Origin of the sequence: Sphingomonas sp. 67-41 (assembly GCF_001899725.1) — a bacterium.
In the GTDB taxonomy this organism is placed as follows: Bacteria; Pseudomonadota; Alphaproteobacteria; order Sphingomonadales; family Sphingomonadaceae; genus Sphingomonas; species Sphingomonas leidyi.
Map to the genome: position 1 here is coordinate 15,662 of NZ_MKWJ01000017.1, position 19,019 is coordinate 34,680.

Genomic DNA, 19,019 nt, shown 5'->3' on the forward strand with positions numbered 1-19,019 from the left:
GCCTTGCCGTCGGTTCGCATCGCAGCGTTGGTTGCCTTGGGCCTCGCGGTGCTGCTCTGGGTGCTCTGGCTCGTGCCTCGTGAAGCCGACTATGCCGATCGGTTGACCTGCCTGGCCGCGCTGTTCGTTGCCGCCGCGAACTCGGCAATGGTTGCCCATCTCGGGCGCATCCGCCGTGCAGAGTTGTCCGGTTCGGCGCTCTGGCTCGTGATGATCGGGGTCGGCATAGCGATCGCGCTCGGAAGCTTCGAAGACTGGGCCGGGCTTGTGCTTCCGAGTGACGGCAGCCTCACCGGCGCCCTTGCGGCCATCGCGGTGGCGCGTTGGATCGCCGTGGCACTCTTCCTTGCCGGCTTGTCCGCGCTGGCCGCGGGATGGGTGCTCTGGTTCGCATCGCGGCTCGCCGGGCGCGCTCGCGCGGCCTGAGTTGTCTCGGGCCCGCAAGGCCCTACATAGCGGGCAACTTCCGACAAACTGTGCCACAAGCGGCAACCCGGCTTCGGCCGGGCAGCGAGGAATTTCGACGTGACCAACACTGCCCCCACCACCGATCTCGATCGCGTGATCGGCTTCACCATTCCTGGCCGCCACACCCGTGGCCGCGTTGCGCGGCTGGGGCCGGTGCTCGACGAGATCCTGTCGGCCCATGCCTATCCCGAGCAGATCGAGCGGCTGCTGGCCGAGGCGCTGACGCTCACTGCCTTGCTCGGCTCCACGCTCAAGCAGGCCGAAGGGCAGATGACGCTCCAGGCGCAGACGCAGGGCGGCATCGTCAGCCTGCTGGTGTGCGACTACAAGAATGGCGAGCTGCGCGGCTATGTGCAGTTCGATGCCCTGCGCCTGTCGCAGCTCGGCAAGAACCCGTCGCTGTTCGCGCTGTTCCATAAGGGCCATCTGGCGATCACTTTCGACCAGGCGACCACCAAGGAGCGCTACCAGGGCATCGTGCCGCTCGACGCCGGCTCGCTGGCCGAGGCGGCGCAGAGCTATTTCCTCCAGTCGGAGCAGATCCCCAGCCTGGTGCGGCTGGGCGCGCGGCGCGACAGGGAAACCGGCAAGTGGATCGGCGGCGGCCTGTTCCTCCAGCATCTGCCGGAGGGCGAGGCGGGGCGCGAGCGGCTGCATGTGCGGCTCGACCATCCCGAATGGCAGCATGTCGAGGCGCTGGGCTCGACCATGGGCGTCGACGAGCTGGCCGATGCGGCAATCCCGCTCGAATCGCTGGTCTGGCGGCTGTTCAACGAAGAGGAAGAGGTGCGCGTTCTCAGCGGTGCGGATCTCGCGCGCGGCTGTCGGTGCGACCCCGGCTACATCACCGGGGTGCTTGCCAAGTTCCCGGAAGAGGAGCGGGCGGCGATGGCGGACGAAGCGGGGGTGATCGCCGTCGATTGCGTCTTTTGCTCGAAAAAATTCCCGGTGAAGCTCGCCGATTTCGTTCCGCCACCGTTGTAATCCGGCGGACTCGCGCCATATCGGCTGCAAAGGGCGCGGGCTCTCGAGCTCGCGACGGGAGGACGTTGCGCATGTTGTTCAAGCGTCTGGTGTGTGCGGCATTTGCCGGCGCATCGCTGTTTATCGTGGGCGATGGGCCGGCTGCGGCCCATCGTTCCTCCACCCAGGCAGTGCTTTCGCAGATCGAGCGCGGCCAATGGCTGCTCAAGGAGCGGCGCGGCGGCGAGCGCAAGGTCTGCTTCGCCGGGCCGAACAGCTTCATCCAGCTCGCCCATGGCACGGCATCCTGCGAGCAGTTCGTGGTCGCCCAGGACCAGCATGCGGCGACGGTGCGCTATACCTGCACCGGGCATGGCCAGGGCCGCACCACGATCACGGTGGAGACGCCGCGGCTGGTGCGGATCGAGACCCAGGGCGTGCTCGACGGCTCGCCGTTCGAGCAGGAATATGAGGCGCGCCGGGCCGGTGCCTGCGGCTGAACGGGATTTAACCCTTATTTCACTGCTGCCGGGCTATATTGCACCTCGCTCCTAGTGAGCACTTTCCTCTCTGGCATGGGTTATCCCAAGAAACTGGGCCGCTTACGGGCGGCCCATTTTGCGCTTGGCGACGCGTTTTGCCTCGCGGCGAAATCCGGAGTAGGGCGCGCCGATGACAGACAGCGTTGCAATTGTACTGGTTTCCGGCGGACTCGATTCGATGATCTCGGCCGCGCTTGCGCGCGAGGCGGGGTATCGGCTGTACGCGCTCTCCTTCGACTATAACCAGCGCCACCAGATCGAACTCGCCGCCGCCCGCCGCATCGCCGCGACGCTGGGCGCGGAACGCCATATCGTGATGCCGATGGACCTGCGCGCATTCGGCGGATCGGCGCTCACCGCCGATATCGACGTGCCCAAGGACGGTGTGGGCGACGATATCCCCGTCACCTATGTGCCGGCGCGCAACACCATCTTCCTCAGCCTCGCGCTCGGCTGGGCCGAGGCCTCGGGCGCGCGCGACATCTATATCGGCGTCAATGCGCTCGATTATTCGGGCTATCCGGATTGCCGCCCGGAGTTCATCGAAGGCTTCGAGAAGCTGGCGGAGCTGGCGACCAAGGCCGGGGTGGAAGGCGCGCCCTTCCGCATCCGCGCGCCGCTCCAGCACATGACCAAGGCGGATATCGCGCGCGAAGGCACGCGGCTCGGGCTCGACATGGGCCTCAGCTGGTCGTGCTACGATCCGGCGCCGGGCGGGCTGCATTGCGGCTTGTGCGACAGCTGCCGGCTGCGGGCGAAGGGCTTCGAGGAAGCCGGCATCCCCGACCCGACCCGGTACGCGACCCATCCATAGGGGGCCGGGGCCATGACCTATAGCGTCAAGGAAATGTTCCTCACCCTTCAGGGCGAAGGCGTGAATGCCGGCGCGCGGGCGGTGTTCGTGCGCTTCGCCGGGTGCAATCTGTGGACCGGGCGCGAGGCCGACCGGGCCGGCGCGGTCTGCCGGTTCTGCGACACCGATTTCGTCGGCACCGACGGGCTGGGTGGCGGCAAGTTCGCTGATGCCGCTGCGCTGGCCGACGCGGTGGCCGGGCATTGGGGCGAGGGGGCGGAGGCGCGCTTCGCCGTGCTCACCGGCGGCGAGCCGATGCTCCAGGTGGACGATGCGCTGGTCGATGCGCTCCACGGCCGCGGCTTCCGCATCGCGATCGAGAGCAACGGCACCCTGCCGGTGCATCCGGGAATCGACTGGGTGTGCATCAGCCCCAAGGCGGGCAGCGAAGTCGTCCAGCGCGCCGGCGACGAGCTCAAGCTGGTCTGGCCGCAGCCCGGCACCGATGTCGAGATGCTCGAGGGCTGGGATTTCGCCAACTTCCTCATCCAGCCGATGGACAGCGCGGCAGCGCAGGAGAATATCGAGGCCGCGATCGCCTTCGCGATGGACCGGCCGAAATGGCGGCTGACGCTCCAGACGCACAAGATGCTGGGGCTGCGCTAGGAGCGGCCTCGCTCGCCCAGCTGGGAGGGCGCGCGAACGCGGCGCGCCAGGCGGGGCGGTAGCCGAAAACGGAAAAGGCCGGGCATCGGGCCCGGCCTTTTCAAACGCGCCCCTGGCCCCTCCCTTTCAGGAGGGGGAGGCACCCGAACTCAATCGATCAGCAGCGGGCCGCACTTCTTGACCTGATACTGGCCCTTCTTCCAGCACTTGTCGTTGCCGAAGGGCGGCATCTTCACGCCGTACATGCCGGTGACGATATAGCCCGACGGACGATATTGCTCGCCCCAGGGCCCCAGGCTGGCACGGAGTTCCTTGATCCGGTCCTGTGCCAGGTCGCCGAACTTGCCCGGCTTCACGAAGACGGCATCATGGCCGATTGCGGCCGCCGTCTGGCAGAAAGAAAGCTGCCCCTGAACAGTCGAGAAGCCCGAGTAGATGCGGGTGCCGTACTTGTCGAGCTCTAGCTGGCCCTGCTTCTTGTTCTTGTATGCTCGTTCAAAATATTTCTCGAGCACAGCGTAGGAATCACGCAGTTCGATCGCGTGATCCTTGATCAGCGAATTGTAGTTGTCGACCGACAACAGCGTGGGCTCGAACTGGCACTGGAGCGCCGCGACGTTGAGCGCGGCGCGCAGGTTCCAGGCGAGCGCGGCGCGCAGCTCGGCGGCGGTGGCGCCCGGCAGCGCCGGGCCGGTCATGCCCGGCTCGGCGCCGGTGACTCGCCCGCTCTCGAGATTGGCGGGCTTGAGGAAGAATTGCGCCGAAGCCGGCGCGGATCCGAACAGGCCGATCCCCCCGGCCAGCATAAGTGCGATACGCGATGCGAACATGCTGCCTCGAAAACTACCAGTTGACCCCGTGCGCACGGGTTACGGCGTTCCGAGTCCGGGTTGAAGCCCTTTTTTACCATCCGGGCCGTGCCATGCCGGCATTTCATCGCAAATCGGCAAGCGAAAAGGGCCGCCCGGTCGCCCGGACGGCCCTTTCTTCAAACACCCTACCGGGCGCGCGATCAGTGCGCGTTGGTGGTGTTGGTCTCGACGGTGGTGGCGTTCTCGACCACGGCGCCGTTCTCGGTGGCGGCGGCGTCGATGTTGGTCACCATGGTGTCGGTGGTCACGTTCTCGGTCGGAACGACTTCGGTGGTGTTGGTCACGTTGGTCGACTCGTTGCTGGTGCACGCCGAGGCCAGGAGGGCCGCGCCGGCGATCATCGAGCCCGCAACGATCTTCGAAATGACTGCACGCATGTAGAAAGCTCCCTAGATAATGGATTTGGATTACGGTTACGCCGTTTAATACCCAAACCGGAGTGGACATTAGACGGTTCGGGCAAACCCCTCAAGACTCGATTTGACCTGCGCTCAGGTGAGAGCGTCCAAAAATGGCAAAAATGTGGCATGGAGCGCCGAATCGAATTGCCGGGATGTTACCGGCTTGCCGAGCGCGGCTGCGCTGGTGACGGGGAACTCGGCGATGCCGCACGGGACGATTCCGCCGAAATCGCTCAGGTTCGGCGAGAGATTCACTGCGAAGCCATGCATGGTCACCCATTGCCGGATGCGTACGCCGATCGCGCCGATCTTGGCTTCCCGGCCGGTCTGGTCGAGCGTCCAGATGCCGATCCGCCCCTCGGCGCGGAACGCTTCGATCCCCAGCTCGCCCAGCGCGGCGATCACCCAGCCTTCCACGGCATGGACATAGCCGCGCACGTCGCGCTTCCGCCGGCGCAGGTCGAGCATCAGATAGCCGATACGCTGGCCGGGCCCATGATAGGTATAGCGGCCGCCGCGCCCGGTGCGGAACACGGGGAAGCGCGGGTCGATCAGCTCGCCCGCATCGGTGGCGCTGGTGCCGGCGGTGTAGACGCTCGGATGCTCGAGCAGCCAGATGCGTTCGGGCGCGGTGCCGGCGGTCAGCGCCGCGACATGCGCCTCCATCTCGGCCAGCGCGGCGCCATATTCGATCGGCTCCGGCGCGACCCGCCATTCGATATCCTGGTCCATCGGCATGCGAATTGCGCATCCGAAAGCGATTGCGCAAGCATTGGCAACATAATGCGCGCCCGCTAACACCGGTTGGAGGGAGGACATCGGGCGCATGGCGAAGATGGGCACCGTCTGGGATCGGACGGCGGAGTTTCTGAGCGACAATCTGGGCGCGATCCTGCCCGTGGCGCTGCTCGCCTTCTTCGTGCCGGCCTCGATCGAGGGCAGCTTCCAGGCGGCCAAGACCGGGGGGAGCCCCGGGCTGGTGCTGTCGCTCTACCTTGTCCAGCTCGCCTTCGGCATCCTCTCGCTCTGGGGCTCGCTCACCATCTCGGCGATGGCGCTCGACATGGCGAGCGTGCGCGGCGCCGGCGTGATCGGGCGGGACCGGCTGCTGCCGGCGCTCGCGGTCTCGGTGCTGCTGTTCGCGGTGATGTTCGTGCTGGTGCTGCCGATCCCGCTGGCGCTGCAGCTGAACGGCTACGACCTGATGGAGATCGCGCGCGGCGCCAATGTCGGGCTCGGCCCGCAGATCGCCGGCGGCATCGCGCTCTACGGGCTGGTGCTGGTCGCATTGCTCCTGTGGGTCGGCGCGCGGCTGTTCGTCACCAATCCGGTGATCGTGCGCGAGAAGCGGATGTTCTCCGCGCTTCGCCAGTCGTGGAAGCTCACCCGTGGCATGACCTGGCGAATCATCGGCGTGATCCTGCTCTTCGCGCTCGTCTCCTGGGTTTCCATGCTCGCCGCCAACATGGTGTTCGGCAGCATCTTCGCGCTCGTCACCGGCGGCCCGGCCGAGGGGATCACGCTGGCCGGCGTGCTCACTTCGATCGTGGTCGCCGCGGTGCAGACCGGCTTCACCGTGCTGGTGCCCGCCTTCACCGCCAAGCTCTATCTCGCTCTGGCGGCCGATGCCGGGCTGCGCGAAGGCGCGTTCCGGGCATGAGCCTTACCAGCCGCGGCATCCTCGCCGATGCCGTCACCCTGTGGCGCGCCGAGCGCGAACTCCTCGTGGCGCTGGCGGGCATGTTCTTCGTCGTGCCGATGCTGGGTGCGGCGCTGCTCCTTGCGGGCCTCGCGCTGCCGGCCACCGAGGATCCCGAGAAGCTGCGCCAGGCGCTGACGGCCTTCTATACCGCCAACCTGCCGGCGATCCTGGCGATCAACATCGCCATCGATTTCGGCACCTTCGCGATATTCAACCTCTATCTCCAGGGCGGCGGGCGCACGCTCGGCGAAGTGCTGCTGATCACGCTGAAGCGCTTTGCCGCCTTCTTCGTGCTCAACCTGATCGCCGGGCTGCTCTTTTCCTTCGGCCTTTCGCTGTTCGTGATCCCCGGCCTGTTCGTGGTGGCGCGGACCTGGCTGGCGGGGCCCGCCCTGGCCGCCGATCCGGCCGCGGGCGTGCTGGGCGCCTTTCGCGAGGGATGGCGGCGCAGCGCCGGCCTCACGGGCTTCGCGCTGCTGGGCCTGGCATCGATGACGATGTTCCTGGCGTTCGGGCTGGTGATCCTCACCGGCGGGATATTGGGGACCATCGCCGCGCTCATTGGCGGCGCGCAGGCGGTTGCGCCCGTCTCCTATCTCGTCACCGCGCTGCTCGGCGGCGGCGCCTGGGTCGCGCTCGCGTTGATCCGCATCGCCGCCTATCGGCTGGCCGGGGCGCCCAGGCAGGGGATCTGAGGCGCGGCGCCGGGCGCCAGCACGCCCGCCAGCCGCGGATCGGCGAACGTCTCCACCGTGCGCTTGTAGGGCACGAAGCCATGCTTGCGGTAGAAGCCGAGCGCGCCCGGATGGTCGAGCGTGCAGGTGTGCACCCAGACGCGCGTCACGTCCGGCGTCCAGGCGAGCGTCAGTGCCTGCGCCATCAGCCAGCCGCCATGCCCCTTGCCCGCCAGCTCGGGCACCAGCCCGACAAAGCCCAGCTCGCAAGTCGCCTCGGTGCGGAAATCGAGCTCGAGCATGCCGACTTCGATCCCCGCGCGATCGACCACCGCGAAGACATGGACCCCGGGGTCGTGGAGGATCGCGGCCAGGCGCTCCGCGTCCATCACGAGCCGCGAGAACCAGAGCCAGGGCTCGCCGACGCGCCGGAACAGCGCGCGATACTTGGCCGGATCGGGCGTGGGCCAGCGCACCAGCCGCAGCGGCGAATCGGGCAGGGGCCGGGGCCGCGGGCGGGCCAGCATCTCGAGCGCGGTGACGATGGTGGCGACCTGGTCGTCGGCGACGGGAATCAGGCCCATGCTCAGCTCCACGCCGCCATCGGGGGCAGGCTCATCAGGATCGCGTCGATATTGCCGCCGGTCTTCAGCCCGAACAGGGTGCCCCGGTCGTAGATCAGGTTGAACTCGGCATAGCGGCCGCGCCATTCGAGCTGCTGCCGGCGTTCGGCCTCGCCAAAGGGCAGGCCCATCCGCCGCCGCACGATGCGGGGATAGACGTCCAGGAACGTCCGGCCGACATCCTGGGTGAAGGCGAAGTCCGCCTCCCAGTCCTTCTCCAGATGGTCGTAGAAGATCCCGCCCACGCCGCGATGCGCCTTGCGGTGCGGGATGTAGAAATATTCGTCCGCCCATTTCTTGAAGCGCGGATAATGTTCGGGATCGTGCGCATCGCAGGCGGCCGCGAGCGCGGCGTGGAATTCGCCGGTATCCTCTGCATAGGGGATGGGCGGGTTCAGGTCCGCCCCGCCGCCGAACCAGCGCCTGGTGGTGGTGAGGAAGCGCGTGTTCATATGCACTGCGGGCACGTGCGGATTGGCCATGTGCGCGACCAGGCTGATGCCGGTGGCGAAGAATTTGGGGTCGTCGCCGGCGCCGTGGATCGACTTGGCGAATTCCCCCTCGAACGTGCCGCCGACGGTGGAGACGTTGACGCCCACCTTCTCGAACACCTTGCCCTTCATCACGCCGCGCACGCCGCCGCCGCCGGGCTCGCCCGAGGGATCGGTGCGATCCCAGGGGATATATTCGAAGCGCGCGTCCGATCCGGCTTCCGCCTCGATCGCCTCGAATGCGGTGCAGATCGATGTGCGCAGGCTCTCGAACCAGGTGCGGGCGCGCTGCTGCTGTTCGTCGAGTCGGTTCATTCGGGATAGCCCTGGGTCTGGCGGAGCGCCTCGGAGAGCGCGATGCCCGCCGATACGGCGAGGTTCAGCGAGCGCAACCCCGCCCGGATCGGGATGCGCACGGCAAGATCGGCGCGGGCGTGGACGTGATCGGGAGCGCCGCGGCTCTCCGATCCGAACAGCAAGGTGTCGCCCGGCTGGAAGCGGGCGATGTCCAGCCGCTCGGCGCCGCGGGTGGTGAACAGCACCAGCCGGCCGGTCAGCCCGGCGGCGAAGGCATCGAAATCGACATGGCGGATCACATCGGCCTGGCCGCCATAGTCCATCGCGGCGCGGCGCAGCGCCGCATCGTTCCAGGCGAATCCCATCGGTTCGATCAGATCCACGGGTGCGCCGAAACAGGCGCCGAGGCGCAGCACGGCACCCACATTGCCGGCGATATCGGGCTCGAACAGGGCTAGTCGCATGGTGTCGCTCCTAGCGTCCCCGCGCCCGGCGCAGCAAGTCGTTCAAAATCCCTGTTGCCGAAGCGCTTGGGCGCCGTCTATCAGGCCAGCTGGCTTAGCCGGGAGACACCGGTGGGCCGCGAGGGGGGCCTTAGCGCCCGTGTCTGCGTCACGTCCTACCCGCGCGTCCGCCGCGGCAAGTTCGAAGTGCAAGGGGTAAACATGGCAATTGAAGGCGATCTCGCCGGTCTCGAAAATCCCCGCCGCCGCGATTATCTGCAATATGCCGCCGTTTCGGTGGCGGCTGTGGGTGCGGGCGTCGTGGTGCTGCCGCTCGTCAATTCGATGAACCCGTCGGCCGATGTGCTCGCACAGTCCACCACCGAGGTGGACGTGTCGAAGATCGAACCGGGCCAGGCGATCAAGACGAGCTTCCGCAAGCAGCCGCTGTTCGTGCGCAACCTGACGCCGAAGGAGATCGCCGAGGCGGACGCGGTGCCGCTCTCCAGCCTGCGCGATCCGCAGACGCTCGAGCAGCGCACGGCGAAGGGCCATACCAACTGGCTGATCACGCTGGGCGTCTGCACCCATCTCGGCTGCGTGCCGCTGGGCGCGGGCGAGGGCGAGAATCGCGGGCCGTTCGGCGGCTATTTCTGCCCCTGCCACGGCTCGGCCTATGATACCGCCGGCCGCATCCGCCAGGGGCCGGCGCCGAAGAACCTCGAGGTTCCGAAATATAATTTCACGTCCGACTCTGTCGTCGTGGTTGGGTGAGGATAGAGCGCGATGAGCTTTCCCTGGGCCAAGCATTATGAGCCGAAGCATCCGCTGATGCAGTGGGTGGACTCGCGTCTGCCCCTGCCGCGCTTCGTCTACAACGCCGTCGGCGCCGGTTATCCGGTGCCGCGCAACCTCAATTACTGGTGGAATTTCGGCGTGCTCGCCGGAGTGGCGCTGGTCTGCCAGCTGATCACCGGCATCGTGCTGGCGATGCACTTCCATTCGTCGGCCGCGGGCGCCTTCGATTCGGTGAATGTCGGCATCATGCGCGACGTGAACGCGGGCTGGTTCCTGCGCTTCGCCCACGCCAACGGCGCCTCGATGTTCTTCGTGGTGATCTATATCCACATGTTCCGCGGCCTCTATTACGGGTCGTACAAGGCGCCGCGCGAGATGGTGTGGCTGCTCGGCGTGGTGATCTTCCTGCTGCTGATGGCCACCGCCTTCATGGGCTATGTGCTCCCCTGGGGACAGATGAGCTTCTGGGGGGCGCAGGTGATCACCGGCTTCTTCTCGGCGATCCCGGTGGTCGGCGACTGGGTGCGCATCTGGCTGCTCGGCGGCTATGCGCCGGATGATGCGGCGCTGAACCGCTTCTTCTCGCTGCACTATCTGCTGCCCTTCGTGATCGCGGGCGCCGTGATCCTCCACATCTGGGCGCTGCACATCCCGGGTTCGTCGAACCCGACGGGCGTCGAGGTGAAGGGCGAGCAGGACACCGTGCCGTTCCATCCCTATTACACCGCGAAGGACGGCCTGGGCGTGGTGGTCTTCCTGATCGCCTTCTCGGCGCTGATCTTCTTCGCGCCGGACCTGCTGGGCCATCCGGACAACTACATCCCGGCCAACCCGCTCTCCACCCCGGCGCACATCGTCCCCGAATGGTATTTCTGGCCGTTCTACGCGATCCTGCGCGCCTTCACCGCGGACTTCATCCTGCCGGCGAAGCTGTGGGGCGTGCTGGCGATGTTCGGGTCGATCCTGCTCCTGTTCTTCCTGCCCTGGCTCGACAAGTCGCCGGTGCGCTCGGGCAGCTATCGCCCGATGTACCGGATCGCCTTCTGGGTGCTCGTGGCGGACGTGCTGGTGCTCGGCTATTGCGGCGGCTCGCCGGCAGAGCCGCTCTATGTGATCGTCAGCCAGATCGCGGCAGCCTATTATTTCGCGCACTTCCTGATCGTCGTGCCGATCATCTCGCACCTGGAAACGCCGAAGCCGCTGCCGGGCTCGATCACCGAGGCCGTGCTGGCCAAGACCGGCGCGTAAGGGGGACTGGGAACAATGACTTCGCTGTTCATCAAATCGATCAAGTTCCTGGTCGGCGGTGCTTTCATCCTCGTGCTGGCGATCGCGCTCTTCGGCTCGGTCAAGGGCGTGATCTACGAGCCGCCGGCGGAAACCGCCGAGCACATGATGCACAAGCATCCGGAGCCGCTGAAGCTCGCCTCGGACGGGCTGCTCGGCAAGTTCGACCGGCGGCAGCTGCAGCGCGGCTTCCTCGTCTACAAGGATGTCTGCTCGACCTGCCACTCGCTCAACCTGGTCTCGTTCCGCAATCTGAAGGACCTCGGCTATACCGATGCCGAGGTGAAGAAGATCGCCAAGGACTGGGGCACCAAGCAGCCGGTGTTCGACGAGAAGGGCGGGACCTGGGGCGAGCGCGACAATGTGCCGTCGGATCGCTTCCCCAAGGTCTATTATCCCGGCACCGGCACGCCGCCGGACCTGAGCCTGATCACCAAGGCGCGGCATAACGGCGCGGCCTATGTCCACTCGCTGCTGACCGGCTATAACGAGAAGCCGTCGGCGGAGGCGCTGAAGCACTTCCCGGAATTCGCCAAGACGCCCGACGGGATGCACTTCAACCCCTATTTCGCGAACCTCAACATCGCGATGCCGCCGCCGCTCACCCAGGACGGCCAGGTCAATTATTCGGACGGCACCCGTGCGACGATCCCGCAGATGTCGGAAGACGTGGCGGCGTTCCTGGTCTGGACGGCGGAACCCACGCTCGAGACGCGCCATGCGGCGGGCCTCGCCGTGCTGGGCTTCCTGATCTTCGCGGCGTTCCTGACCTATGGCGCCTATCGCTCGGTATGGGCGGGCGTTAAGCACTGATCCGCTTCGGCGGCAGTATTGGCCGTATCGAATCCCGCCCCGGCACCGCCAGGGCGGGATTCCTGTTTCGAGGGCTTCGATGGCTGAGAATGACGACATCCGGCAGCGCATCCGGACGATTCCCGACTTCCCCAAGCCGGGCATCATGTTCCGCGACATCACCACGCTGCTGCTCGATGCCGAGGGGCTGCGGCTCGCCGTCGAGCGGATGGCTGCGGCGGTGGACGGGCCCGTCGATCTCGTCGCCGGGATCGAGGCGCGCGGTTTCCTGTTCGGCGCGGCGCTGGCGGTGAAGCTCGGCGCGGGCATGCTGCTGGTCCGCAAGGACGGCAAGCTGCCGGGCGCGACGATCGCCGAGGATTATGCCCTGGAATATGGCACCGACCGGATCGCCATCCATGCCGACGCGCTGGCGCCGGGCGCCCGGGTGCTGCTGGTCGACGACCTGATCGCCACCGGCGGCACTGCCCGCGCCGCGGTGCGGCTGCTGCGCAAGGCCGGCGCGCACGTCACCCAGGCCTCGTTCGTGGTCGACCTGCCCGAGCTGGGCGGCGCGGATGCGCTGCGCGGCGACGGGATCGGAGTGCATGCGCTGGTGGCGTTCGACGGGCATTGAAGGGATGATGACGGGCGCGGAACCATCCGTCCCGCCGGTCATTTAGCTCGATACGGGGGCGCGAACGTGCGATCCCGCCTCCGTGCCGCGTCTCCCGCCAGGAGACCGGACATGCGCTTCGTCCTAAAATCCATGGTTTTCGCCGCCGGCATCGCCGGGGCGGCCGCGCTTGGCGGCTGCGTCGACGACGGTTACGGCTATGGCGGCCGCGTTGCGGTCGGCTATGATGCCGCCTGGGGCGATCCCTATTGGGGCTGGTACGGCGACTATTATTATCCCGGCACCGGCTATTACGTCTATGATCGCGCCCGGGTCCGCCACCCCTGGAACGACGTGCAGCGCGGCTATTGGGAGAATCGCCGCACCAACTGGCGCGGCAACCCGCATTGGCGGAACAACTGGCATGATTTCCGCGGGCCTGGCGGCGGCCACCGGCGGCGCTGAGCGGCGGCCCTAGCCGGCTGCCGGGCGCCGCCGCATCAGCGCCAGCGCGATGAAGCGCAGCACCGGTTCGCCATGCTGGTTGTAGGTGGTCGTCTGCGTCCGCATGCTGCCCATGTCGGGCCGGCTGCGCGAGGGCTTCACTTCGAGGATCTCGCTCTCGCAGCGGAGCACGTCGCCCGGATGGACGGGCTTGAGCCAGCGCAGCTCGTCCACGCCGGCGGCGCCCAGGCTGGCCTGGGGATGCACCGCCATCTCGGCGACGAACATCGACATGGTCATCGCGCAGGTGTGCCAGCCGCTGGCCGCGAGCCGGCCGAAATGCGTCTCGGCGGCGGCTTCGTCGGAGAGGTGGAAGGGCTGCGGGTCATATCGGCGCGCAAAGTCGAGCACTTCCTCGCGCGTGACCTCGTAACGGCCGAAGCTCCGCTTCGTGCCAACTTGCATGTCGTCCAGATAGAGCATGGGATCAGTTTCGGATGAAAACTCATCCATGGCAAGTCTTCTCTATTCGCCATCCCCGTCTTCTCTGCGCGTCATCCCCGCGAGGGCGGGGATGACGGGGTGAGCGGATTACTTGACCAGCGCGTCCCGGAACGGCGCGTCGGTGCCGTCCACCCCGGCCTTGGGCGGCAGGCCGATCAGGTCGCGCAGCAGCGGATAGACGTCGACATTGGTGAAGGCCGGCAGCGTCGCCGGGCGGAAGGCCGGGCCGTTGGCGATGAACAGCGCGGTCATTTCCGGGGACATGTTGTCGAAGCCGTGCGTGCCGTCGATCCGGTCGGGGTCGATATCCTTCTCGCCGATCTGCCAGCCGGTTTCCGCCAGGCAGAAGATCGGGGGGATCCGCGGATTGGTGCCATAGTGGAAGCGCGCCGGAATCTCCGCCTTGCGCCAGCACTCGAAATGCGCGTGCTTGCCGAGCAGTGCCTTTTCCACTGCCGCCTCGCGCCCCGGAGTGGGGATCAGGCTCAGATAGGGGCCGGATTCGACCAGATGATAGTCCTTGGCCTCGAGGAACTTGCCGATCGAGATGGCGCGCTTGCCGCTGGTCTGCGCCATGCCGTGATCGGCGACGATGACCAGGTTGGCGGGCTGGCCGAGCTCCGCCAGTCCGTCGAGCAGCCGGCCGATCGTCCGGTCGATGTCCGCCACCGCATCGGTGGTGCGCGCATCGTCCGGGCCATACATATGGCCGGCATTGTCGATCGTGTCGAAATAGACGGTCAGGAATTTCGGCCGAGTCGCGGCGGGGCGGCGCAGCCAGTCGATCACCGCGTCGACGCGCTGCTTTCCGGGGATCGCCTGGTTGAACTGCGCCCAGTCGCTCGGGCGCGTGCCCCCCTGGATCTGATAGGGCCATTTGTCCGCCTTCGCGCCGCCGATCGCCACGTTCGCGCCGGGCCAGAATTCGGTCGCGGTGCGGATGCCCGCCTTCTCGGCATCGACCCAGATCGGCGCCGCCGCGTTCCACCAGAACGGGTCGTCGCTCATCATGGTGAAGACTTCCTTCGGCCGGGCCGCGTCCTCCATCTTGTTGGCCGTGATGCCGTGATGGTCGGGATAGAGGCCGGTCACCAGCGTCCAGTGATTGGGGAAGGTCTTGGACGGGAAGCTCGGGTGCATCGGCGCGGTGACGCCGCCCGCGGCGAGGCGCGAGAGATTGGGCGTCACGCCGCGCGTCAGATAATCGGCGCGGAAGCCGTCGATCGAGACCAGGATCGTCACGGGCGGGCGCTGCTCCGCCACGGCCGGTGCGGGCGCCGCGGCGGGCGGCGGCGCGGCGACCGGCGCGGTCGCGCAAGCCTGGAGAATGGCGGCCAGTGCCGCGGCGGCGATCTTCGAATACCAGCGCATGCGGCCCCCTGACAGCGAAATGTTGCGGGGGTAAGTCGTTACATGCCGGCGCCCGGCCGGGCAAACCATGCCTGGCCGGGCGCCGTCCCGCCCTGGGGGTGGCGGGTCTCCCGTGCCTACATCGCCATGCCGCCGGGCCCGGCGATCATCCACAGCGCCATGCCGATCATGAACAGATTCTCGGTCAGCGAGACGAAGCCCAGCGGCACGTTGCTGCTGCCGCCAACACAGGCGCATTTGAGCGTGCGCCGATCGACATAGACTGCCTTGAACACCGAGACCGCGCCGATCGTGCCGATGGTCAGGCCCAGCGGCGCGGCGAACCAGGGGAGGGCGCCCGCGGCCATCAGCACGCCCGCCAGCCCCTCCAGGAACGGATAGGCATAGGCATAGGGCACCCAGCGCCGCGCGAGCAGATCATAGTTGAGGAACATCGACGAGAATTTCTCGACGTCCTGCAGCTTGAGCATCGCGAGCACGCACATGCTGAAGCTCACGAACCATTCGGCCGCGCGCACGGTGAAGGGCGAACCGGTCGCCGCGAAGCTCGCCGCCATCGCCATCGCCGCCGTCATGGCGAACAGCGCGATCACCGGGCGATAGCTGGTCGCACCCGGCGCGGCGACCCTGCCGCCGAAGAAGCGGGTCAGGTCGTCATTGCCGCCGATCCGCTTGCCGTCGATGAAGGTCTGCGGCGTGGTCTGCACGCTGTGCTCCCACTTGAACGCGTCGGTTGCCTCCCGCGTCGTCAGCCAATGATCGTCCACCGTGTAGCCGTGCCGCTCGAGCTGCCATTTGGACTTGATGCCATAGGGGCAGACATGATCGGGCATCACCATGCGATAGAGCGTCGCGCGCTTTGCGTTTCCAGTCATGCGCGCCATATAGGGTCCGTACCATGGTACGGAGTCAAGGCGATATGCTGACGATCGGAAAATTGGCGGAGGCGGGCGGCGTCGGCGTCGAGACGATCCGCTATTACCAGCGCCGCGGGCTGCTGGCGGAGCCCGAGCGCGGCTATCATGGCGGGGTGCGGCGCTATGGCGCGCAGGACGTGCGCCGGCTGCGCTTCATCCGCTCGGCCCAGGCGGCGGGCTTCACGCTCGAGCAAATCGGCGAGCTGCTCGCGCTCGACGCGCGCGACGACCGTCCCCGCGCCCGCGCCCTGGCCCGCGAGCAGATCCTGGTGCTCGACCGCAGGATCGCCGAGCTTGCCGCCGCCCGCGATGCGCTTGCCAGGCTGGCGCGCGAATGCGGCGGGGGCGGCGCCGGGCCATGCCCCATCCTCACGGCGTTCGAGGGATAAACCCGCCGTTCATTTCGCGCGCGCCACGATGCCGCGAATCGGGGAGGGGCGGATGCGGATTCTGTTCGGGCTGATCATGGCGTTGGGGCTGGCGGGGGCCGTGCCCGCATCGGCGAAGGAGGCGCTTGCCCTCACGCCGGGCACCGAGACCGCGGGAGATGGCCGCCCGGTCCGCTACGAGATCGGCGCGATCGACGTTCCCGAGAACCGGGCGAAGTCCGACAGCCGGCGCATCACGGTGGGCGTGCTGCGGATCAAGGCGGCGAAGCCGAACGGCCAGCCGCCGATCTTCCTGCTCGTCGGCGGCCCCGGCGTCACCATGCTCGATACGATCGGCGATCAGAGCCCGGCCGCCAGGCGCCGCCTGGGGACCTGGCTCGACTATAGCGCGACCAACGACCTCGTGATCGTCGAGCAGCGCGGCTACACGCTGCGCGGCGACATGCTGGAGCTGCGCTATCCGGCGATGCCGCTCGACCGCCCCTCGACGGTCGAGGACGATGTCGCGGTGATGCGCCGGCTGGCCCGCGAGGCCGCCGCCGCCAATCCGGGGCACGACCTGGCCGGCTATACGATCGCCGAATGCGCGGACGATGTCGACGCGGTCCGCCGGGCGCTCGGCTATCCGAAGATCGGGCTGATGGGCGCCAGCTTCGGCTCGCAATGGAGCTTCGCGGTGCTGAAGCGCCATCCCGGCACGGTGGCGCGCGCGCTGATCGCCTCGGCCGAGCCGCTGAACAACGGCTATGACATGCCCGGCCATGTCTTCGCCGTCCTCCAGCGCGTCGCGTTCGAAGCGGAGCAGGATCCGGCGCTGCGGCCCTTCCTCCCCCAGGGCGGGCTGATCGCGGCGGCGCGTGCGGTGCGCGATCGCTTCGCCAGGGGGCCGATCACCGTCGACCTGCCCGAGGGCAAGGTCGTGATCGGGCTCGGCGACTATCAGCAGGCGTTGTTCGCCAAGGTGATCAACGCCGCGCGGTGGCCGGCCTTCGTCATCGATCTCCATCTGGGCCGCTACCAGGCCTGGGCGCGCGAAGTGGCCGATGGGCGCAAGGCCGGCACCCAGTCGCTGATCGGCCCACTGATCGACACCGCCACCGGCGTCACCGCGGCGCGGCTGGCGCAGCTCGAAAGCGATCCCGCGCTCGACATGCTCGGCCGCTGGAACTTCGCGACCTACACGGCCTCGGCCGGGCTGTGGCCCACCGCGGACCTGGGCGACGGCTTCCGCCTGCCGGTGCGCGACGAGACGCCGATCCTGTTCGTCCAGGGCGATTGGGACGCGAACACGCCGATGGAGAATCTGCTCGATCTGCTGCCCTGGTTCCCCAATGCCCGCGCGCTGATCGTCCATCGCGGGCAGCACAACGGCCCGCTGCCGCTGCTGCGCGACCATCCCGATCTCGCCGCCGCGGTGCTGCGCTTCCTGCGCGAAGGGGAGATGGCGAGGTTGCCCAGCCGGGTCGAGGCGGCGCCGGTTCGCTTCGCGCTGCCGTCGACCGGCGGCTGAACCGGCACAGGCGCAGTGCTTGGTCCGATTCGCGCGGCGTTCAGCCGCGAACCGGCGGCCGGTTCATTCGGGGTTCAGTCACCGCTCCGTTTCCGGGGCGAAACGAAGTTGCGGGGGGAAGGCGATATGCGGGGCGGAATCTGGGGCATGGCGGCGGCGCTGGCATGCGCGGCGCCGATGACGGCACAGGCGCAGACAGCGCAGCTCGCCGGGCGCTGGATCGTCACCGTCGACTATTTCGGCACGCCGACGATCTGGACGCTCGACCTCGCGCAGGACGGCAACCGGATCAGCGGCGACCTGACCGGCGACGTGCTCACCGGCACGGTGAAGGGCAACGAGATCCGCTTCCTCGCCAAGGACAAGGTGGGCGGATCGGAGGATGTGACTGCCCGGCTCGCGAACGGGCGGATCGCCGGCGAGATGATCCTGATCGACGGCGCGGAGCAGGCGCGCATGCCGCATCGCCTCAGCTTCACCGCCAAGCGCGCGCCGCAGCCGAGCGGCGGGCCGCCGCGCCGGCATGAATTCGTCCCCGAGCGCTTCTATCGCGAGTTCTCGGCGTTCAACCCGCCGGTGCTGCACGTCAATCCGGGCGACACGATCCACACCGCGACGATCGACGCCGCCGGCATCGACGCCAAGGGCGTGCGCCGCGCCGCGCCCGGCAATCCGCAGACCGGGCCCTTCTATATCGACGGCGCCATGCCCGGCGACACGCTGGTCGTGCGCATCCGCCGGCTCCGGCTCAACCGCGACACGGCGATCAGCACCAACGGCATGACCGAGCGCGGGCAGGATGCGCGCACCGCGGTGCGCATGGCCGGGCTGGGCAAGCCGGTCACCTGGCGGCTCGACCGCGACAAGGGCATCGCCATGCCCGAGGCGCCGGGCGATGCGCTGAAGGGCTATTGGGTGCCGGTCAAGCCGATGCTCGGTGGCATCGGCGTGGCGGCCGATCCCAGTTTGGCTGCGCCGGGATCGGGCGATGTCGGCCGGTTCGGCGGCAACATGGACTTCAACGAGATGGGCGAGGGGACGACCGTCTATTTCCCCGTCGCCGTGCCGGGTGCGCTGCTCTATTTCGGCGACGGCCATGCGCTGCAGGGCGATGGGGAGACCACCGGCGACGCGCTGGAGACTTCGATGGACGTCGAAGTCGAAGTCGATCTGGTCCGCGGCAAGCGCGCCGGCCAGGTGCGTATCGAGACGCCGACCCATATCGTCGCGATCGGCCTGGACGGCTCGCTCGACGCGTCGTTCCGCAGCGCCTCTTCGAGCATGTTCGCCTGGCTCGCCGCGGACTATGGCCTTGCCCCGGCCGACATCGCGCAGATCTTCGGCACCGCCGCCGAATATCGAGTGAGCGCGGTGCCGGGCCGCGCCGCGGGGATGGTGCTCAAGATCCCCAAGGCGCGCCTTGCCACGCTGCCGGGAGCGCCGAAGCCGTGAGGCC

General features: G+C 67.8%; 24 protein-coding genes. 15 read left to right on the top strand and 9 right to left on the bottom strand.

What is annotated here, in order from left to right:
* The first annotated feature begins 3 nt into the window (after positions 1-3).
* From BGP17_RS08745 to queE, 5 genes are all read left to right on the top strand, one after another.
* Positions 4-426 carry a hypothetical protein gene (locus tag BGP17_RS08745; protein WP_286711711.1) on the top strand — a complete coding sequence of 141 codons (423 nt, stop codon included), beginning with the start codon at positions 4-6 and terminating at the stop codon, positions 424-426.
* A 99-nt stretch (positions 427-525) separates the two neighbouring features.
* On the top strand, positions 526-1,452 hold the full coding sequence (locus tag BGP17_RS08750) for an Hsp33 family molecular chaperone HslO (RefSeq protein ID WP_286711712.1): 927 nt from the start codon (positions 526-528) through the stop codon (positions 1,450-1,452).
* A 71-nt stretch (positions 1,453-1,523) separates the two neighbouring features.
* The gene (locus BGP17_RS08755; protein WP_167301153.1) at positions 1,524-1,931 is read left to right on the top strand and encodes a hypothetical protein; all 408 of its coding nucleotides are present in this window, start codon (positions 1,524-1,526) and stop codon (positions 1,929-1,931) included.
* Positions 1,932-2,103: 172 nt separating this feature from the next.
* A complete protein-coding gene (gene queC, locus BGP17_RS08760; protein WP_167301152.1) occupies positions 2,104-2,787 on the top strand; it encodes a 7-cyano-7-deazaguanine synthase QueC in 684 nt (227 codons plus the stop codon).
* A gap of 12 nt (positions 2,788-2,799) precedes the next feature.
* A complete protein-coding gene (gene queE / locus BGP17_RS08765) occupies positions 2,800-3,432 on the top strand; it encodes a 7-carboxy-7-deazaguanine synthase (RefSeq protein WP_167301151.1) in 633 nt (210 codons plus the stop codon).
* Positions 3,433-3,581: 149 nt separating this feature from the next.
* Here the strand turns inward: queE and BGP17_RS08770 are convergent, their stop codons facing one another.
* The 3 genes from BGP17_RS08770 to lipB form a co-directional block, all read right to left on the bottom strand.
* Positions 3,582-4,262, bottom strand: a complete 681-nt coding sequence (locus tag BGP17_RS08770) for a hypothetical protein (protein WP_286711713.1) — start codon at positions 4,260-4,262, stop codon at positions 3,582-3,584.
* 182 nt (positions 4,263-4,444) lie between these two features.
* Positions 4,445-4,681, bottom strand: a complete 237-nt coding sequence (locus BGP17_RS08775) for a hypothetical protein (RefSeq protein WP_167301149.1) — start codon at positions 4,679-4,681, stop codon at positions 4,445-4,447.
* Positions 4,682-4,795: 114 nt separating this feature from the next.
* Positions 4,796-5,437 carry a lipoyl(octanoyl) transferase LipB gene (lipB, locus tag BGP17_RS08780; RefSeq protein ID WP_286711714.1) on the bottom strand — a complete coding sequence of 214 codons (642 nt, stop codon included), beginning with the start codon at positions 5,435-5,437 and terminating at the stop codon, positions 4,796-4,798.
* Between the two features lie 94 nt (positions 5,438-5,531).
* Here lipB and BGP17_RS08785 point away from each other — a divergent pair, with 94 nt between their 5' ends.
* Positions 5,532-6,365 (top strand): DUF7847 domain-containing protein, encoded by an 834-nt coding sequence (locus BGP17_RS08785; RefSeq protein WP_167301148.1) that lies wholly within the window; start codon positions 5,532-5,534, stop codon positions 6,363-6,365.
* Entirely contained in the window at positions 6,362-7,102 is a 741-nt protein-coding gene (locus BGP17_RS08790) for a hypothetical protein (RefSeq protein WP_286711715.1), read from the top strand. Before BGP17_RS08785 ends, BGP17_RS08790 begins: the two co-directional genes overlap by 4 nt.
* Here BGP17_RS08790 and BGP17_RS08795 read toward each other — a convergent pair.
* The 3 genes from BGP17_RS08795 to BGP17_RS08805 are packed head-to-tail and all read right to left on the bottom strand — an operon-like array spanning position 7,066 to position 8,956.
* The gene (locus BGP17_RS08795; protein WP_286711716.1) at positions 7,066-7,665 is read right to left on the bottom strand and encodes a GNAT family N-acetyltransferase; all 600 of its coding nucleotides are present in this window, start codon (positions 7,663-7,665) and stop codon (positions 7,066-7,068) included. The two genes, BGP17_RS08790 and BGP17_RS08795, sit on opposite strands and share 37 nt — an antisense overlap.
* A 2-nt stretch (positions 7,666-7,667) precedes the next feature.
* A complete protein-coding gene (gene hemF, locus BGP17_RS08800) occupies positions 7,668-8,510 on the bottom strand; it encodes an oxygen-dependent coproporphyrinogen oxidase (RefSeq protein WP_167301145.1) in 843 nt (280 codons plus the stop codon).
* Positions 8,507-8,956 (bottom strand): tRNA (cytidine(34)-2'-O)-methyltransferase, encoded by a 450-nt coding sequence (locus BGP17_RS08805; protein ID WP_167301144.1) that lies wholly within the window; start codon positions 8,954-8,956, stop codon positions 8,507-8,509. Before BGP17_RS08805 ends, hemF begins: the two co-directional genes overlap by 4 nt.
* 201 nt (positions 8,957-9,157) lie before the next feature.
* On the opposite strand from BGP17_RS08805, the gene petA reads away from it, so the two are divergent.
* From petA to BGP17_RS08830, 5 genes are all read left to right on the top strand, one after another.
* Positions 9,158-9,709 carry a ubiquinol-cytochrome c reductase iron-sulfur subunit gene (gene petA, locus BGP17_RS08810; protein WP_086131025.1) on the top strand — a complete coding sequence of 184 codons (552 nt, stop codon included), beginning with the start codon at positions 9,158-9,160 and terminating at the stop codon, positions 9,707-9,709.
* 12 nt (positions 9,710-9,721) lie between these two features.
* Positions 9,722-10,981: a cytochrome b gene (locus tag BGP17_RS08815; protein WP_167301143.1), complete on the top strand. Its 1,260-nt coding sequence runs from the start codon at positions 9,722-9,724 to the stop codon at positions 10,979-10,981.
* Positions 10,982-10,996: 15 nt separating this feature from the next.
* Complete coding sequence (locus tag BGP17_RS08820) at positions 10,997-11,833, top strand: cytochrome c1 (RefSeq protein ID WP_086131027.1); 837 nt, start codon at positions 10,997-10,999, stop codon at positions 11,831-11,833.
* 79 nt (positions 11,834-11,912) lie between these two features.
* A complete protein-coding gene (locus BGP17_RS08825) occupies positions 11,913-12,449 on the top strand; it encodes an adenine phosphoribosyltransferase (RefSeq protein WP_167301142.1) in 537 nt (178 codons plus the stop codon).
* Positions 12,450-12,560: 111 nt separating this feature from the next.
* Positions 12,561-12,893, top strand: coding sequence for a hypothetical protein (locus tag BGP17_RS08830; RefSeq protein WP_167301141.1), 333 nt, complete (start codon positions 12,561-12,563; stop codon positions 12,891-12,893).
* Between the two features lie 9 nt (positions 12,894-12,902).
* Here BGP17_RS08830 and BGP17_RS08835 read toward each other — a convergent pair whose 3' ends face one another.
* The 3 genes from BGP17_RS08835 to BGP17_RS08845 form a co-directional block, all read right to left on the bottom strand.
* Positions 12,903-13,355: a MaoC family dehydratase gene (locus BGP17_RS08835; RefSeq protein ID WP_167301202.1), complete on the bottom strand. Its 453-nt coding sequence runs from the start codon at positions 13,353-13,355 to the stop codon at positions 12,903-12,905.
* Between the two features lie 108 nt (positions 13,356-13,463).
* Complete coding sequence (locus BGP17_RS08840; protein WP_286711717.1) at positions 13,464-14,747, bottom strand: alkaline phosphatase family protein; 1,284 nt, start codon at positions 14,745-14,747, stop codon at positions 13,464-13,466.
* A 116-nt stretch (positions 14,748-14,863) separates the two neighbouring features.
* On the bottom strand, positions 14,864-15,622 hold the full coding sequence (locus tag BGP17_RS08845; RefSeq protein WP_167301139.1) for a glutaredoxin family protein: 759 nt from the start codon (positions 15,620-15,622) through the stop codon (positions 14,864-14,866).
* 23 nt (positions 15,623-15,645) lie between these two features.
* Here BGP17_RS08845 and BGP17_RS08850 point away from each other — a divergent pair, with 23 nt between their 5' ends.
* From BGP17_RS08850 to BGP17_RS08860, 3 genes are all read left to right on the top strand, one after another.
* Positions 15,646-16,053 (top strand): MerR family transcriptional regulator, encoded by a 408-nt coding sequence (locus tag BGP17_RS08850; RefSeq protein WP_286711718.1) that lies wholly within the window; start codon positions 15,646-15,648, stop codon positions 16,051-16,053.
* Between the two features lie 52 nt (positions 16,054-16,105).
* A complete protein-coding gene (locus BGP17_RS08855) occupies positions 16,106-17,563 on the top strand; it encodes an alpha/beta hydrolase (protein ID WP_286711719.1) in 1,458 nt (485 codons plus the stop codon).
* Between the two features lie 126 nt (positions 17,564-17,689).
* Entirely contained in the window at positions 17,690-19,015 is a 1,326-nt protein-coding gene (locus BGP17_RS08860) for an acetamidase/formamidase family protein (protein WP_286711720.1), read from the top strand.
* Positions 19,016-19,019 lie beyond the last annotated feature (4 nt).